The 16,019-nt window shown below is 40.1% G+C and carries 11 protein-coding genes and 3 pseudogenes; 9 read left to right on the forward strand and 5 right to left on the reverse strand.

Translation table 11 applies throughout. The features are described 5' to 3' along the window. The 5 genes and pseudogenes from FTT98_RS15460 to holA all read left to right on the forward strand — a co-directional run. Positions 1 to 110: pseudogene (locus FTT98_RS15460) on the forward strand (IS701 family transposase); the annotation flags it as partial. A 249-nt stretch (positions 111 to 359) separates the two neighbouring features. After that, positions 360 to 656 (forward strand): DUF4124 domain-containing protein, encoded by a 297-nt coding sequence (locus FTT98_RS15465; protein ID WP_373683082.1) that lies wholly within the window; start codon positions 360 to 362, stop codon positions 654 to 656. 128 nt (positions 657 to 784) lie between these two features. Further along, positions 785 to 3,406 (forward strand): leucine--tRNA ligase, encoded by a 2,622-nt coding sequence (gene leuS / locus FTT98_RS15470; RefSeq protein ID WP_180042015.1) that lies wholly within the window; start codon positions 785 to 787, stop codon positions 3,404 to 3,406. A gap of 202 nt (positions 3,407 to 3,608) precedes the next feature. Further along, positions 3,609 to 4,142 (forward strand): LPS assembly lipoprotein LptE, encoded by a 534-nt coding sequence (gene lptE, locus FTT98_RS15475; protein ID WP_078192675.1) that lies wholly within the window; start codon positions 3,609 to 3,611, stop codon positions 4,140 to 4,142. 9 nt (positions 4,143 to 4,151) lie between these two features. Next, positions 4,152 to 5,150 (forward strand): DNA polymerase III subunit delta, encoded by a 999-nt coding sequence (holA, locus tag FTT98_RS15480; protein WP_180042013.1) that lies wholly within the window; start codon positions 4,152 to 4,154, stop codon positions 5,148 to 5,150. Here the strand turns inward: holA and FTT98_RS15485 are convergent. After that, the gene (locus FTT98_RS15485) at positions 5,147 to 5,596 is read right to left on the reverse strand and encodes a bacteriohemerythrin (protein ID WP_180007206.1); all 450 of its coding nucleotides are present in this window, start codon (positions 5,594 to 5,596) and stop codon (positions 5,147 to 5,149) included. The two genes, holA and FTT98_RS15485, sit on opposite strands and share 4 nt — an antisense overlap. Before the next feature lie 514 nt (positions 5,597 to 6,110). Between FTT98_RS15485 and FTT98_RS15490 the strand changes: the two genes are divergently transcribed. The 3 genes from FTT98_RS15490 to FTT98_RS15500 are packed head-to-tail and all read left to right on the forward strand — an operon-like array spanning position 6,111 to position 10,859. Beyond that, entirely contained in the window at positions 6,111 to 7,463 is a 1,353-nt protein-coding gene (locus tag FTT98_RS15490; protein WP_180042011.1) for a MacA family efflux pump subunit, read from the forward strand. A gap of 2 nt (positions 7,464 to 7,465) precedes the next feature. Further along, positions 7,466 to 9,445: a MacB family efflux pump subunit gene (locus FTT98_RS15495; protein WP_180042009.1), complete on the forward strand. Its 1,980-nt coding sequence runs from the start codon at positions 7,466 to 7,468 to the stop codon at positions 9,443 to 9,445. 10 nt (positions 9,446 to 9,455) lie between these two features. Then, positions 9,456 to 10,859: an efflux transporter outer membrane subunit gene (locus FTT98_RS15500; protein WP_180042017.1), complete on the forward strand. Its 1,404-nt coding sequence runs from the start codon at positions 9,456 to 9,458 to the stop codon at positions 10,857 to 10,859. 34 nt (positions 10,860 to 10,893) lie between these two features. On the opposite strand, the gene FTT98_RS18175 is transcribed toward FTT98_RS15500, so the two are convergent. Both FTT98_RS18175 and FTT98_RS18180 read right to left on the reverse strand, forming a co-directional pair. Then, positions 10,894 to 11,397 (reverse strand): hypothetical protein, encoded by a 504-nt coding sequence (locus tag FTT98_RS18175; RefSeq protein ID WP_257220814.1) that lies wholly within the window; start codon positions 11,395 to 11,397, stop codon positions 10,894 to 10,896. A 176-nt stretch (positions 11,398 to 11,573) separates the two neighbouring features. Then, entirely contained in the window at positions 11,574 to 11,882 is a 309-nt protein-coding gene (locus FTT98_RS18180) for a hypothetical protein (RefSeq protein ID WP_257220813.1), read from the reverse strand. 507 nt (positions 11,883 to 12,389) lie between these two features. Here FTT98_RS18180 and FTT98_RS15510 point away from each other — a divergent pair. Further along, a pseudogene (locus FTT98_RS15510) lies at positions 12,390 to 13,322 on the forward strand (IS5 family transposase). Positions 13,323 to 13,472: 150 nt separating this feature from the next. Here the strand turns inward: FTT98_RS15510 and FTT98_RS15515 are convergent. Beyond that, on the reverse strand, positions 13,473 to 13,904 hold the full coding sequence (locus FTT98_RS15515) for a hypothetical protein (protein WP_180042007.1): 432 nt from the start codon (positions 13,902 to 13,904) through the stop codon (positions 13,473 to 13,475). 800 nt (positions 13,905 to 14,704) lie between these two features. Then, a pseudogene (locus FTT98_RS15520) lies at positions 14,705 to 15,890 on the reverse strand (RHS repeat-associated core domain-containing protein); the annotation flags it as partial. Positions 15,891 to 16,019: the final 129 nt, after the last annotated feature.

Consider the following 16,019-nt stretch of genomic DNA (forward strand, 5'->3'; position numbering starts at 1 on the left):
AAAATGTATATCGTTGGCAGAAGAAATTATTTAGACCAATTATCAAAAGCTTCATTGATGACTTTATTCTCGATAAAAATCATCTGCTACCACAGAGAATCTTTAAATAATAGTGCGTAAGTCCTAAACACAATATTTTGATTGCTTATTAATTCCACAATTCATCATTCACAAATCATCATTCACAAAGTTACTCATCCCACGCGATGCCCCTTTTATCCTTTGTGCTAAAAAATGCATAGATTCTGCTGTCAAAAAAGCGCAAAATTTTCAGCATAATTTTGCATGATCACTATAACTTTGGGACTGAATTTATGATGAAGACGACGATTGCACGAACTGCCTGTATTTTATCTAGCATGGCGTTTTGCCTGACCAGTTTGGACCTTTCAGCGAAAGAATATTACAAATGGGTGGATGCTAAAGGTTCAACGCATTACACCACCACGCCACCGCCAAAAAATGCGCAGCGTAAAGGTAAAGTAAATACCTATGGCGCAACAACGACTACGCAATCAACTCCAGCAAAAAACCAAGAAGAGGTTTCACGTGAAGCCGAACAGTCGAATGAACAAAATGAGCAACAAGCAGAACAACAACGCGAAGCCAATGCAGCACTCCGCCAAGCTCAAGCGGTAGCTGCCGCAGCACAATAATTCACGCCAAAGTCCTGCTATATCGACTTAAATTATTTACATCTAGGCAGCATCGCAAAATTCACTCTAGGCGTATTTTGCGCTATGCTGTAGCACAAACTTTTTAACCGTTATTTCTATTTACGTTTATGACTACTCACATTGACCCTGAATATCAAGCCAGTGCGATTGAACCTACAGTCCAACAAGACTGGGAAAATCGCAAAGCCTTCAAAGTTGCCGACCAAGTAGAAGGACCACGTCGTTATATCCTCTCTATGTTCCCTTATCCAAGTGGCAAACTGCATATGGGTCATGTGCGTAACTATACAATTGGTGATGTGATCAGCCGTTTCCACCGCTTACAAGGTGAAACTGTACTACAACCAATGGGTTGGGATGCTTTCGGTTTGCCTGCTGAAAACGCGGCAATTGCACATCAAGTCGCTCCTGCAAAATGGACTTTTGAAAACATTGATTACATGCGTAATCAGCTTAAAAAGTTAGGTCTTTCTGTAGATTGGGATCGTGAATTTGCAACTTGCACACCTGAATACTACCGCTGGGAACAATGGTTATTCGTACAGCTTTATAAAAAAGGTTTAATTTACCGTAAGCTTTCAACAGTGAACTGGGACCCAGTAGACCAAACTGTTTTAGCAAACGAACAAGTTGAAAATGGTCGTGGCTGGCGTTCTGGTGCATTGGTCGAAAAACGTGATATTCCAATGTACTACTTCCGCATCACTGACTATGCGCAAGAATTACTTGACGATTTAGAAACATTAAAAGACGGCTGGCCACAGCAAGTTTTAACCATGCAACGTAACTGGATTGGTCGCTCACAGGGTATGGAAATTACCTTCCCTTCAGCGAATCCAGACGTTTATGCAGATGGTTTAACTGTATTTACCACTCGTGCTGACACACTCATGGGTGTGACTTATGTTGCAGTTGCAGCAGAGCATCCAATGGCACTTAAAGCTGCGGAAAGCAATCCTGAGCTTGCTGCATTTATCGAAGAATGCCGTATGGGTTCTGTTGCAGAAGCAGACCTTGCGACTGCTGAAAAGAAAGGCATGGCAACAGGTTTGTCAGTTAAGCACCCAGTTACAGGTGAAGAAGTTCCTGTTTGGATCGCAAACTACGTCTTGATGTCTTACGGTTCAGGTGCGGTGATGGCGGTTCCATCACACGATGAACGTGACTTCGAATTTGCCAACAAATATGGCTTAACCATCAAGCAAGTGATTGATGCCAAAGGTGCAGACGATGCAGACTTTGACGCAACAATTTGGCAAGAATGGTATGGCTCTAAAGACGGCAAACTGGTGAATTCAGGCGAATTTGACGGCTTAGACTTACAAGGGGCGTACGATGCATTCCTTGCAAAATTAGAACCGACTGGACTTGCCAACTCGAAAGTTCAATTCCGTTTACGTGACTGGGGTGTTTCTCGTCAGCGTTATTGGGGTTGTCCAATTCCAATGATCAACTGTGAAAAATGTGGTCAGGTTCCAGTACCTGAAGAACAACTTCCAGTTGTATTGCCAACGGACGTGGTTCCAGACGGTTCAGGCAATCCACTCAACAAAATGCCTGAGTTCTATGAAACCACTTGCCCATGCTGTGGTGGCGATGCTCGTCGTGAAACAGATACTTTGGATACCTTTGTAGAATCATCTTGGTACTATGCACGCTATGCATCTCCAGATTTCACTGACGGTATGGTGAAACCTGAAGCGGGTCAAACTTGGTTACCTGTGAACCAATACATCGGTGGTGTTGAACACGCGATTCTACATTTACTTTATGCACGTTTCTTCCATAAATTGATGCGTGATGAAGGTGTGGTACAAGGTAACGAACCATTCACTAACCTTTTAACTCAAGGTATGGTGCTTGCGGATACTTACTACCGTGAATCTGAGTCAGGTAAGAAGACTTGGTTTAACCCTGCCGACATCGACTTAGAACGTGATGAAAAAGGCCGTATCATTTCTGCGAAATATCAAGGTGATGGTCAAGATGTCGTGGTTGGCGGTCAAGAAAAAATGTCGAAATCGAAAAACAACGGTATCGACCCGCAAGCGATTATTGATCAATACGGCGCAGATACTGCACGTGTATTCATGATGTTCGCTGCACCACCAGATCAATCACTAGAATGGTCTGACGCTGGTGTTGAAGGTGCAAACCGTTTCTTAAAACGTGTATGGCGCCTAGCAACAGGTTTCCTTGAACAAGGCAACTCTGCTGTAAACATCGACAAAGCGACACTTTCTACCGCTGCACAAGACTTACGTCGTAAAACACACGAAACCATTCAAAAAGTGGGTGATGACATTGCACGTCGTCATGCCTTCAACACCGCGATTGCTGCGATGATGGAACTTTTGAATGCAAACAATAAGTTTGAAGCCAAAGATGACAATGACGTTGCCGTTGCACGTGAATCAATCATTACCCTTCTAACTTTACTTGCTCCGTTTGCACCACATTTAAGCCAAACCTTATTGGCTGAGTTTGGTATCGAATTAACATCAGCACGCTTCCCTGCGGTAGATGAATCTGCGCTGACTCGCAATACACAAACGATTGTAGTGCAAGTGAACGGTAAACTTCGTGGCAAATTAGAAGTGTCTGTCGATGCCTCTAAAGATGACATTTTGGCACAAGCAAAAGCATTACCTGAAGTTCAACAATTCTTGACTGGTCCAACCAAGAAAGAAATTGTGGTGCCGAATAAATTAGTGAATTTGGTGGTTTAATTTAATCCCCCTAAATCCCCCTTTATAAAAGGGGGACTTCCCGCTTCCAAAAAAAAATCGGGTCTCCTCCCTTTTTTTAAAGGGAGGTCGGGAGGGATTAACAAACAATTCCCAAACAAAGCCCGTTGCCAGTCAACGGGCTTTGACTTTACAATCCACACAGGATTTCAACATTATCCCTTCGGGAAACAGAGGACACTTTATGCACTTGGTTCAACGTGTTGCTGCAATTGTATTAACTATGGGCCTGAGCGCAGGCATGGTCGGTTGTGGTTTTCATTTAAAAGGCACCAACCCTGCTGCTGTACCTGTAGCCTATTCCAATATGCGATTGGCACTTCCTGAAGATACAGATGACTTACATGAAAAGTTAGCGATTTATTTAGGCTCTGCAGGCGTGCAATTGAGCAATAATCAAAATGCCTATGTCTTACATGTGTTGGATTACACTCCACGTCGTTTAGAACTCAATGGTAAATTGGTTGAAACTTTATTGCGTTTGAATGTGACGTTCCAAATTGAAGATGCTCAAGGCAATCCTGTGACTGAACCACGTACATTGATGGCAACACGTAGCTACCAATACGACGTTGCAACCGTGAACACCGATGACCAAGAAGAAAAATATTTAAAACAAGTGATTATTGATGACATTGCACAACAGATCGTGCGCCAAATTTCATCAAACCGCTTACCGAAAGCAAATCCACTAACTGCACCGACCAAAGCTGAGTAATTTTGATTTATGAAACTTGACTATCTTCAGGCATTAAAACGTGTAGATGAAGCGCAAGGTGCCTGGGTGCTACATGGTCAAGAGCCATTACTCGAACAAAATCTCCTCGATGCATTTCGTAAGAGTTGGAACGTTCGAGAAATCGAGCGTCAACGGTATGACATTAGCTCTGCGGCCGATTGGAAAAATGTCTTTAATGCTTTAAACAGCTTGTCATTATTTTCTAGTCAACTGGCTATTGAGGCACATGGCAACATTAAACCCGATGCCAATGGGCTAAAACTGTTAAAAAGCTATTTGCAGCAAAATGAAAGCAACTTGCTGCTCGTGGTAATGCCGAAGCAAGATAGTGCGAGTTTAAAGACCAGTTTTTTCCAAACCATTGATGCCAATGGGGTCAATGTTGCACTGACTGCAAACTACCCTAAAGATCGTCAGCAAATCTTAGCCACCGAGGCGCAAAAGCTCGGCATTCAACTCGCCAATGATGCTTGGCAATGGCTAGAACAGCATCATGAGCATAACTTACTGGCTGCAAAAAATAGTTTAATGCGTGTCGCAGATACTTTTCCTGAAGCAGAGATGATTCAGATAGATCATCTGTACTCCTGCTTACAAGATCAGTCACGCTACACCACCTATGATTTAAACGATGCAATGCTGCAAGGCAATTTGGCGCAATCAATTAAAATTTTTCAATATTTGATTGCCTCTGGTGAGCCGATGTCACTTATTTTATGGAGTATCAGCAAGGAAATGCGCTTGCTGATGCAACTGTTTGAGCAACCACAAAATGCCTTACAAATTGGCATTTGGAAGACCAAGGTCGGGCTGTATCAACAAGCTTTACGCCGTTTAAATGCCAATGAGTTTTTGACGTGGCCTGCCCTGTTGTTACGTTTAGATGCCTCGATTAAAGGTTTGGGACATGAAAATGCCGAACATCTGATTATGCAAGCCATTGCTCAGATGTGCGGTAAAAGGTTATTTCCGTCCCTGTTGACTTAACTAAAAAAGCGAGCAAACCAACTTTTGCCTTTTTTCTGTTCCTGCGAGCGCAGATAGTGCAGCATATTGTCTCGCACTGAATCTACATAATCTTGATCATCATGCTGAATGTGATTAATCAGCCATTTAGACAATAAACGATATAAATCTTGTTCAACCGAAACACCATTTTCAAATTTGGTTCGATACTCATTCAGTCGCCTCACAAAATGCTCATGAATCCCACGATGAGACGGCAAATACTGATAATGTACCTGTTCCAATAAATTTTCTTCAAAGCTGAAATGCGATTGTGTATAGTCAATCAAATCATCCAAAACCTCTTTGATTTTCTCTCGACTGCCATTCACGAGGATTGCTTCCAACGTATTGATATAATCTAAAATCTGGCGATGTTGATTATCAATAACATCAATGCCGATATTATATTTTTCATTCCATTCCATATCTAACCCCGACTTATATTCCTATTTTATTTTGTATATTTAATGAAAAAAAACCACTTATCATTAAACCCATAATTTTTTTATGGGTTTTGATCTTAGCTGCATTTTTAGAACAAGACTATTGCAAAAAATCACACACGCTCAACAAAAACTGTGCACACTAAAGCACAAACACAATGCATATTTTTATTTTAATATCATTAACATAGGCTACAAAAAAGCTTTATAGCACCACTTTTTTTAATTTTCATTCAACTTTTTTCTAATTTGAAATTAGATTCAAATAAATAGGCATGAAATATGCTTTTTGTACTTTAATTGGCATTTAGTTACAGTTAAAAAATTATTTTACGCAGTAGAATGAGTCTGTTTACAGATTCTGCTAAGTCCCTTCATATCAATCGGAAAGCCTAAAGGGAAATAATAATCATTACTTCTTTGCTAAAATATTCACAATTTATCCGTATTTAACTCTTATAATTCAAATAACTTTCTTAACGCTTTACTGCCAATCATGCCAAAAATAAAACCAGCAAAATTGATCGTAGCCATCATCGCTGCTCTGGCGATCGCTGTCACAGCATGGCATTTTTTCAAACCAAAACAAGAGCAACCTCAGTACATTACGGCCGAAGTCAGCCGTGGGGATATTGAAAACTCAGTGCTTGCCACTGGTGTGCTTGAAGCAACTAAAATGGTCAGCGTAGGAGCGCAGGTTTCAGGTCAAGTAAAAAAAATGTATGTGCAACTTGGCGATGAAGTAAAACAAGGTCAATTGATTGCCCAAATTGATTCAGTGCGTCAGGAAAATGACCTCAAAACAGCCGAAGCCAGTATTAAAAATCAACAAGCGCAATTGGCAGTAAAAAATGCAAATTTAGCCAAAGTCGATGCTGAATATAATCGTCAACAAGCAATGTACGCTCAAGATGCGACTAGTCGTGCAGAACTTGAATCTGCGCTAGCAAGTTATAAAACTGCGCAAGCTGATATTGCAGCCATTAATGCACAAATCGAACAATCGCGCTTAACTTTAGCGACTGCAAAAGAAGACTTAGGCTATACACAAATTGTTGCACCAATGGATGGAACCATCGTGGCGATTGTGACTGAAGAAGGTCAAACCGTAAACGCCAACCAAAGTGCGCCAACCATTGTGAAATTGGCAAAACTCGACACCATGACCATTAAAGCTGAAATTTCTGAAGCCGATGTCATGAAAGTCCAAGAAGGTCAAAACGTCTATTTTACAACCTTGGGCGACAGTGAAACAAAACACTATGCTACCCTGCGCCAAGTTGAGCCTGCGCCAAACTCAATTAACACCGAAAGTAACAACAACACCTCTTCGTCTTCAAGTACTGCGGTTTACTACAACGCGTTATTTGATGTCCCAAATGAAGACGGCAAATTGCGTATCGATATGACCGCTCAGGTGTATATCATTTTAGATGAAGCCAAGAATGTCTTGACTGTACCTGCCGCAGCCGTTCAAACCTCGAACCGTCCACAACGTAGCCGAAATAATACGTCTACCGATGGTCAATCTGCTGATAAAAATGCCAACGCAGAAGCTAAATCGAACAAAGACCATCCAAATCGTCCTAAAGGTTTAGAACTGACTGAAGCTGAAAAAGCATTGGTCAAACAAGGTAAAGCGAGCGTTGCCATGGTACGTGTATTGCAAGCGGATGGTTCTGCGCAACCTCAACCGGTATTACTTGGTTTAAATAACCGTGTGACCGCACAAGTGATCCGTGGCTTAAAACAGGGTGACAAAGTCGTGATTGCCGACGGTTCTGATACTTCAAATGATTCAGCTAAACGCAGCAACCGTGGTGGTGCTGGCGGCCCAATGAGAATGTAATCATGAGTCAAAATCAGACACCTCTACTCGAGGTCAAGAATCTGACTCGTGAATTCCCTGCTGGTGAAAGCACAGTCCAGATTCTAAAAGGGGTTAATCTTGAGATTTACCCAGGTGAACTGGTGGCGATTGTAGGTCAGTCCGGTTCTGGTAAATCCACCCTCATGAATATTTTGGGGTGTTTAGATAAGCCAACCAATGGCAGCTACAAGGTCAAGGGGCGTGAAACGCGTGAACTTGAACCAGATGAACTGGCACAGTTACGCCGTGAATATTTTGGCTTTATTTTCCAGCGCTATCACTTACTCGGTGATTTGAATGCTGCTGGTAACGTCGAAGTTCCTGCAATCTATGCCGGTGCAGATGCAACCGAACGCAATGCACGTGCCAAGCAACTACTAACCGATTTAGGGCTGGGTGAGAAAACCCAAAACCGCCCAAGTCAACTCTCCGGTGGTCAGCAACAACGTGTATCGATTGCGCGTGCCCTCATGAATGGTGGCGATGTTATTCTTGCCGATGAACCGACCGGTGCACTAGATAAGAATAGTGGTATTGAAGTAATGCGGATTTTGCGCGAACTCAATGCCAAAGGTCATACCATTATTTTGGTCACGCACGACCATAATGTTGCAAAAAATGCGACGCGTATTATTGAAATTTCTGACGGTAATATCATCTCAGATCAACCCAATGTGCCTGAAACAGATGATGAACCTTTAGAAAAGCAACAACTCGTTCCAAACACACAGAAAAAAACCTCAAGCTGGCGCTCTGCCGTTGACCGTTTAGGTGAAGCATTCCGTATGGCGATTTTAGCCATGAATGCACACCGGATGCGTACATTTTTAACCATGCTCGGGATCATTATTGGTATCGCTTCTGTGGTTTCTGTTGTGGCTCTTGGGAATGGTTCACAAAAGCAGATTTTAGAAAATATCAGCAGTTTAGGTACCAATACCATCACGGTGTATCAAGGTCGAGGCTTTGGTGATAACTCAAGATCATCGCAAGTAAAAACATTGGTTCCAGCCGATGCGACGGCCCTTGCGGAACAACCTTATGTCGATGGCGTTAGTCCTTCGGTCAATTCATCTGTCACAGCACGTTTTAAAGACACAGAAGCGTCGACCACAGTGAATGGCGTGAGTGAAGATTTCTTCTATGTCAAAGGAATGAGCTTCGCTTCTGGTCAACCTTTTGATAAAGAAAGTGTGACTGAACAAGCTCAAGATGTGGTGATTGATAACAACACCAAAAACACCTTCTTTGCTGATGGCACCAACCCTGTGGGTCAAGTGATTTTATTAGGCAGTGTGCCGAGCCGTATCATTGGCGTGATCGAAGAACAAAAAAGCATGATGGGCAACTCAGATAGCCTGAATGTGTATTTGCCTTATTCAACGGTTATGAGTCGTATGCTGGGGCAGTCGAATGTGCGCAGCATTATTGTCCGAGTGAAAGATGAATACCCAAGTGCCGCTGCTGAAAACGCCATATTAAACTTGTTAGTGCAACGTCATGGCGCGCAAGATGTCTTTACACAGAACTCCGATAGTATCCGCGAAACCATTCAACAAACCACGGCAACAATGACCCTATTAGTGTCTGCGATTGCGGTGATTTCATTGATCGTCGGTGGTATCGGGGTCATGAACATTATGTTGGTTTCTGTGACTGAGCGTACTCAAGAAATTGGTGTGCGTATGGCCGTGGGCGCCCGTCAAAGTGACATTCTGCAACAGTTCCTGATTGAGGCTGTATTGGTATGTATCTTAGGCGGTGTACTTGGAGTTTTATTATCTTTGGGTATTGGACAATTGATTAGTCATTTTGCCGGTGGAACATTCCAAATGGCCTATTCAACGACATCTATCGTTGCTGCATTTGTCTGCTCAAGTATGATTGGTATTGTGTTTGGCTTTATTCCTGCACGTAATGCCGCACAGCTTAACCCTGTCGATGCGCTTTCTCGCGAATAAGGAAATAATGATGCAAATGACGTTAACTAAACTTGCAAGTGCCTTCATTCTTGGAAGTAGCTTAGTCGGCTGTGCCGCTGTGGTTAAGACGCCGTATGAAGCTCCTGCAACACAAATCCCGACGCAATTTCAAAATGCGAAAGCCATAAGTCAGCAAGTTCATGCAGATACTTATGCTGACCAATGGTGGACATTGTTTAATGATGCTCAATTAAACCAGTTGGTGAATCAAGTTTTAGCGGCCAATACAGACCTTGCTGTAGCAGGTATTAATTTACAGCAAGCTCGACTACAAGCAGGTTTGGCTAAAAATAAACAAGGGCCACGCGTGAGTTCAAGTGTTTCAACTGGACATAACTTTGACCTTAACTCAGGTGATGACTCATCAAAAGGTGTATCACTCAGTGGTGGCGTTAGTTATGAAGTAGATTTATTTGGTCGTTTGGCTAGCCAGACTGAGGCCGCAAAATGGGAAGCTTTAGCGACTGAACAGGACCTACAAGCCACTGCCCAAAGCTTGATTGCAACAACAGCAAACCTATATTGGCAACTTGGGTATTTAAATGAGCGCTACAGTATTGCGCAGAAAAACTTAGCCAGTACGCAAAAAACCTATGACTTGGTCAAGGTGCAATATAAAGCCGGTGCTGTGTCAGGTTTAGATCTAACGCAAGCAGAACAGTCGGTCCAAAGTCAAAAAGCGACCTTAAGCCAAATTGCCCAACAAAAAGTGGAAACACGTACTGCATTGGCTGTGTTATTACATCAACCTGTACAGCAACTGAATATTGCTGAGCCACAGCGTTTACCTCGAATTGCATTACCGACGATTGCAGCAGGTTTACCTGCCGAGTTGTTGTCTCGCCGTCCAGATTTACAAGCGAGCGAGTTAAGATTACGTAAAGCTTTGGCAAATAAAGATGCAACGAAAGCGAGTTACTACCCTTCAATTAGTTTGACTGGCAGTTTAGGCTCGAGTAGTACCTCTTTGAGTAATTTATTACAAAACCCTGCTTTGGCTTTGGGTGCAAGTTTAAGTTTACCTTTCTTGCAATATAACGATATGAAGAAAGACCTTGCGATTAGTGACTTAGACTATGAAAAAGCCATTATTCAATATCGTCAGACCTTGTATCAGGCTTTTGCCGATGTGGAAAATGCACTGTCTAATCGTACTGAGTTAAGTCAACAAGTTGTATTGCAAGAGCGTAATGTACAGCTTGCAGAAAAGACTGAGCGTTTGACTGAAGTTCGTTATCGTAATGGTGCAATTGCGTTGAAAAACTTGTTAGATGCACAGGAAACCACACGTAATGCTCGATTGTCTTTGGTTCAGACCAAGCAGAGTCAATACAATACTTATGTGACGTTAATGCAAGCTTTGGGTGGAAGTCCGATTAAGCAATTGCCTTAAACCCTTTACATATAAAAAAGCCCGAAAGGGCTTTTTATTTATCCATCATTTTAAACATCGTAAATTCAAAATTATCTTTTGCGCTGATTTCCTCTGGGCGCTCTAAATCCATTTTGTTTTTTCGTACTACATCTTCATGCCAAACGGGCAATGGTTTGATATGCAATAAAATTCTTCGTGCAACAAAGTTACACACATCAAATGGATAAGCAAATAAAGCTGGAACCCAATTATAATGATAAATGATTCGAAATGATTTCCATGTATCTCTCCAACTTTCTTTTGCACCCACGACCTTTTGACAATAGGTTAGTTGGGTAAACGGATCGATGGTACCGTACATAGGATGCGGTTTCGGATAAAGCTCCTCTGGTCCTTTCATCATAAAATGACAAATAAAAGTCCATAAACCTTGAGTACGAAATATTCCAATCATTGGAAAGCCAATCACAAAGGTATGTTTCAATATGCCGTCTTCAACGATATGTGCCCGAAGCTCTCGTAATGGAATGCCAGACAACCCAAAACTACTGCCCATAATATAAACTACATCTGTCCATTTCTTTTCTATATATTCTTGATCATTAATATAGAAAAAAACTTTACCTGTTTTTCTATTAAAAAGAACAGGCTTACAAATAGGTTGTTTATGATCATATTTAAAGTAAGGACGTAGAAATGCAACACAAGGAAGTCCTATTACAAAAAGTACAGCTATAAGAAAAAAAAAGCCTCTCCTACACTAGAATTATCAAGAAAAGAAAGAATACCAATGTAGTAAAATAAAAATAAAAATAATGGAAACATTGGAATTAATAAACTTATTCCTTTTCCTAACCTTGCATAAGATTGATCAATCAATTCGATATAATCATCATTCATGCTAATAAATGACCAATTATGATTACGTTTAGAATCATTTTCTGGTTTAAGTAGAACGTCTCCTTCATCTAACTGAGAAAAAGGAATATTCTGCTCAAACACATCATAACTAAAGACGTGCTTTTTAACTTTACTTTTCATATTAATTGTATACCGAATTTAGGCCCAACATTTGTTGTTGAATAGTATCAAACCTAATTATACTTTGATCCGTTGATAATAAACATTTACGAATCCATTTTTGGATATCATTATCTTGCTTGGGCAGAATATTTAATTAAAGATAAATAGACTTTTTCATTTCTTATCAGAATAATCCTCAGGATAAGGATCATCTTTAATAACTTTTCGATAATCATAAATAGATTCTAAAATTAATTTCTCTGATGTATCTTCATGTCGTGCAGTAAATAGATATATTTCTTGAGGATTTTTAAAGCCATACAGATCAAAAACTTGTTCAGAGTTTTCACTGAGATATATTAACGAAGCTGCGGAACTTTTAATAATTTACATAAATAAAAAATAAAAAGTAAAAATCGCAGAAAAGAATATTAAAAAATTTACTAGATCAAAATTTTGAGGGAGTACAATGGCTTTGTTGAACAAACCTATCTGTAAAGGCTTTTTCAGCGATATAATTTTCAAATGAAGAAACCTACACACAAAATCTAGCGCACAACCAATTGGCCCGCATATAACCGAGCACTCATGAGTCGCGGAAATATTGCCCTTTGGTTTGATCCTGCTAGGCAATGGTATGCGCCATCAAAAGGCAAACAAGGGCGAAATCAAACCTACTCCGACGCAGCCATCCAATGCTGCTTAATAATTAAATCCTTATTTCGTCTGTCTTTACGTATGGTTACTGGCTTTGTGCAAAGTCTGATTAAACTCTGCGGATTAAATTGGATAGCTCCAGATTACACCACACTGTGCAGAAGACAAAGGCATATCGATATTGCAATTTGCTATCAAAAAAGTAGTGGTGGTCTCCATCTACTCGTAGACTCTACTGGCCTAAAGTTTTTAGGTGAAGGTGAATGGAAGCGTAAGAAACATGGATCTGAATATCGTCGCCAATGGCGTAAGCTTCATATTGGTATCGATGCCGAAACCCTTCAAAGACGTGCTGTACAACTCACCGCAAATAATGTCAGTGATTCACAGGTACTGGAAGATTTACTTGCTCAAATCCCTTTAGATGAACAAATCGATTCTATCTATACAGATGGTGCTTATGACACAAAACGATGCCGTCAGGTCATTGCAGATCGGCAAGCACATGCGGTGATTCCACCTAGAAAAAATGCGAAACCATGGAAAGATACAAAGAGTAGCTCGCTAGAGCGAAATGAATTACTTCGAACAGTTACACGTTTAGGCAGGACACTATGGAAAAAATGGTCAGGCTATCATCGGCGAAGTTTGGTTGAAACTAAGATGTACTGCATTAAATTTTTAGGAGATAAACTCAGTGCAAGGAGTTTTGATAGCCAAGTGAATGAGATCCATGCACGTGTAGCAGTCCTTAACAGATTTACGGAATTAGGTCGACTACTTACCCAAGTTACGCCTTAAATTTGGCTTAATTAGGGGCGCTTTACCTTTCAAATCTTTGTGCAACAAATCCCATTACGATTTAAGATTGTTTGGTACAAATAATCAGCAAAATGTAGCTATTTTTTTGATTTATAAAAGATATCTAATATTTCCTCCTAATAAATATAATTAAAAATCACACATCTTTTTATTAAATGGAATTGTGATCAATTCCTTTTCTTTTAAATTAATATACTTATACTCATACACAATATCCAAATTAGATAAGATAGCAATTGATTCACAAATTTCATCTATCTTTGGCTTAGAATAATAATATTTTCTCATATCAGCCGCTTGATAATCACTAATACTTTCAAATGAAACCATATAAATATAGGTTAATTTATTATCAGAAAATTTAAAATCCACCCATCTAGTATAATTATCTACATTCACAGGTAGTTTACTCTTCTGCTCACCAACATACTCTCTTACTAACTTTAACTCATTTTGCACCTCATTTCGATCAACATCCACACCATTCACAACCTTATTTTCAGTACATGAACTAAGCTGAAATGCAAATAAAAAAAGTAAAAATAATTCAATCTTTTTCATATTAAATCCTAACTAGTCATTAAATATATCATTACGACAAGAAATGTAAAAATTAATATTCCACGCCCTATTATCTCACCATAAGGACTATCTTCATGTATTTTACCCAACAAAACAAATGAATCATTCAAAATTGAAGACACTAACAAATATAAGAATATTAAACTACCTAGAATATTATCAAAAGATAATGGTCTCATAAAAAATAATAGTAGAATAAAATATAAAACAACCACAAAACATAAACATTGACACCTATACTTAAAAACAATGTTTAATATTAGTTTTTCCAAAATCATCCCTTCATTATTCATAAATCAGTTACCTTAACCCACTTAAATCATATGGATCTTGTGGAATTATAGGGTAGTATGGCGGGACTATTCTATAAACAGGCCCCCAATTATTAGATTTCTCAATCACGTGGTCAACTACAGCACCCGCTGTTTTATCAGCATATGTAGCATATCCATTTTCAATTTTTTTCTTTGCTGAATCACTTAATTCAGGCATTTTACTTGCTTGCTTACCTGCTACTTTTCCAACTTGACCTGAAATAATTACTGTTGCGGCCTTTTGTAACATATTTTTTTCATCATCCAATGCCACACTTGCAATATCTAAACCTGTGCCGACCCCTGCTATGACAGGGGCAGCTGGAGCACAAACTACCGTTAAACCACATGCTAAGCTTGTATATGTTGTACCGCTTGGTAAATTACCAAGTTCCTCTGAAACTTGTTTTTTTGTTATTTGTTTTTTAGGTTTACTTCGTTCTTGTGTCTGTTTCTTAATTTGATAATCTGCTGCCAACCCCAACGGATCCACCCATTGATTCGGGTCTTTTACATACGAAGAATTGTTTAAACCACCAAATAGTCCAATCGGATCCTTACTCACATACCTTGCACTATGCGGCTCATAATAACGGTAACGGTTATAATGTAATCCAGTTTCACTATCGTAATATTGCCCTTGGAAACGAATATTGGTTTGCTCAAGTAAATTATGAGAAGCCTTTATTTCTAAAGCTTCACCCCATACATCCTGCTTAATTTCCCATATACATTCACCTAGCTCATTGCTCAATGTTTGCGGTGTACCAACTTGGTCACAGTGATAAAAAAGTACCCGCTCCAATTCAGCTTTATTTTTTCGTGTTTCAGTTTTCCATATCGGATCTTTATAAACCGAATAATCTTCATGCTGAAATTGAGCATAATCTGGAGTTTCTAAAAGCTTGATAAAACCTGTATAGCCCGTTTGCAGCAACGGTACAAAACTCTGCGGTTCATAGACATAATGCTTGGTGTAGTTTCCTTCGAAGTCATTAGATTGCTGTGACTCCCAAATCATCAGGTCACCGTCCCAGCCGAATAAGGTCAGGGTTTGCGCATTTTGATTTTTCTTATATAAACGCCGTCCAAATACATCATAACCATATTCAGTCACTTGACCATTATGATCACTGCGAATCAAACGGTTCAGGTTATCCCACGTCAGTTTTAATGCTTTGCCTGCATGGCTGCTTTCAATCACGTTACCTTGTGCATCGTATTTATAGTTTTTACCCTTATATTGAGCAATCAAATTACTTTTCACTTGAGATGCTTGCGTGGCAATCGGGTCAATTAAATTCCCCGCAGGGTCAAAAGCAAAGTTTTCTGTTTGATGTAGGCTTTTACTCTGTGTTAAACGGCCAATGGCATCATACTGATACGTCAGCTTACCTAATCGGCTGTCATTTACTTGGGTGAGCAAATAATTTTGATCATATTGATAATGTCGTTCTGCTTGATGCTGTGTGCGACCGACGGTTTCCTGTTCTGGTCGAATGATTTGCGAAGTGAGTAAACCTACATCATTATAATTTTTGCTTTGAACTAATCCATTAGCAAGCATCCGCGCTGTTTCGCGGTGCAAGTCATCACGTTGAAACGCCGCCATATCTTGTTTATTAAATGCGATTCCATAGCTATGTCTTGAACGGCTTTGTTGCATAAAGGTTTGAAAGGCTGAGTTCCCTTAAGCTACTCAAATTTAAGAGACAACTTGGGTATGAGGGCGACCTAATTCTGTGAATTTATTCAAGACTGCCATGCGTGCATGGATCTC

The organism is Acinetobacter sp. YH12039, from assembly GCF_013420015.1.
GTDB lineage: Bacteria > Pseudomonadota > Gammaproteobacteria > Pseudomonadales > Moraxellaceae > Acinetobacter > Acinetobacter amyesii.